At 62.9% G+C, this 1,202-nt stretch carries 1 protein-coding gene; it reads left to right on the plus strand.

Translation table 11 applies throughout. The features are described from left to right. Positions 1-68 precede the first annotated feature (68 nt). Positions 69-1,186 (plus strand): IS3 family transposase gene (locus ACVOMC_RS15240; RefSeq protein ID WP_481524621.1). Its coding sequence is split into 2 segments (ribosomal slippage): positions 69-321 and positions 321-1,186, totalling 1,119 coding nucleotides; the frame shifts between segments, so codons are not numbered across the junction. Positions 1,187-1,202: the final 16 nt, after the last annotated feature.

Raw genomic sequence — 1,202 nt, forward strand, 5'->3', positions numbered from 1 at the left:
CGACGTCCCCCCGCTTTTGAGTAGCGCAACGATTTGGAGTCCAATCCCCAACGAGAAGGAGATTGGACGTGAAGAAGCGCTTTTCCGAAGAACAGATCATCGGCTTCCTGCGTGAGGCCGAGGCGGGGCTGCCGGTCAAGGAGCTATGCCGCAAGCACGGTTTCAGCGAGGCGTCGTACTACCTGTGGCGGAGCAAGTTCGGCGGGATGAGCGTGCCCGACGCCAAGCGCCTGAAGGAGCTGGAAGCCGAGAACGGCCGGTTGAAGAAGCTGCTGGCCGAGCAGGTGCTTGAGAACGAGGTCATCAAGGACGTCCTGCGAAAAAAGTGGTGAGCGCACCGGCTCGTCGGGAGCAGGTGCGCTACATGGTGGACAAGGGCTTGAGCGAGCGGCGGGCGCTGGCGGTGGTACGGATGAGCGCCAGCGCGCTGCGCTACGTGCCACGTCCGGATCAGAACGTGGCGCTTCGGGCGCGAATCGTGGCGCTGGCGCAACGGCACAAGCGCTATGGCGTCGGAATGATCTACCTCAAGCTTCGCCAGGAAGGACATCTCGTGAACTACAAGCGTGTTGAGCGGCTGTATTGGGAAGAGCGGCTGCAGGTGCGCCGTCGCAGACGCAAGAAGGTGCCGCTGGGTGAGCGGCAGCCGTTGCTGCGGCCTATCCGGGCCAACGAGGTCTGGTCGATGGACTTCGTGTTCGATCGGACGGCCGATGGTCGGGTGATCAAGTGCTTGGTGATCGTCGACGATGCCACGCATGAGCCGGTGGCGATCGATGTCGAACGGGCGATCTCCGGACAGGGCGTGTGCCGTGTACTGGATCGGCTTGCGCTTAGCCGTGGTCTGCCGAAGGTCATCAGGACTGACAACGGCAAGGAGTTCTGCGGCAAGGCGATGGTCACCTGGGCACACGACCGTGGCGTCCAGCTACGGCTGATCGAGCCGGGCAAGCCGAACCAGAACGCCTACGTCGAATCGTTCAACGGCCGACTGCGCGACGAATGCCTCAACGAGCACCTGTTCACCAACCTGCTCCATGCGCGCACGGTGATCGAAACCTGGCGTCGCGAATACAACGAGGAGCGGCCCAAGAAGGCACTCGGCGGGCTCACACCGGAAGCCTATGCCAAAACCTTGGCCGCCTCGGATACCCTAACCGCGGACTCCAAAGCCGACCGCTACTGAAAGCGGGGGGACGTCG

The sequence above is a fragment of the Stenotrophomonas sp. STEN014 genome, assembly GCF_056760315.1.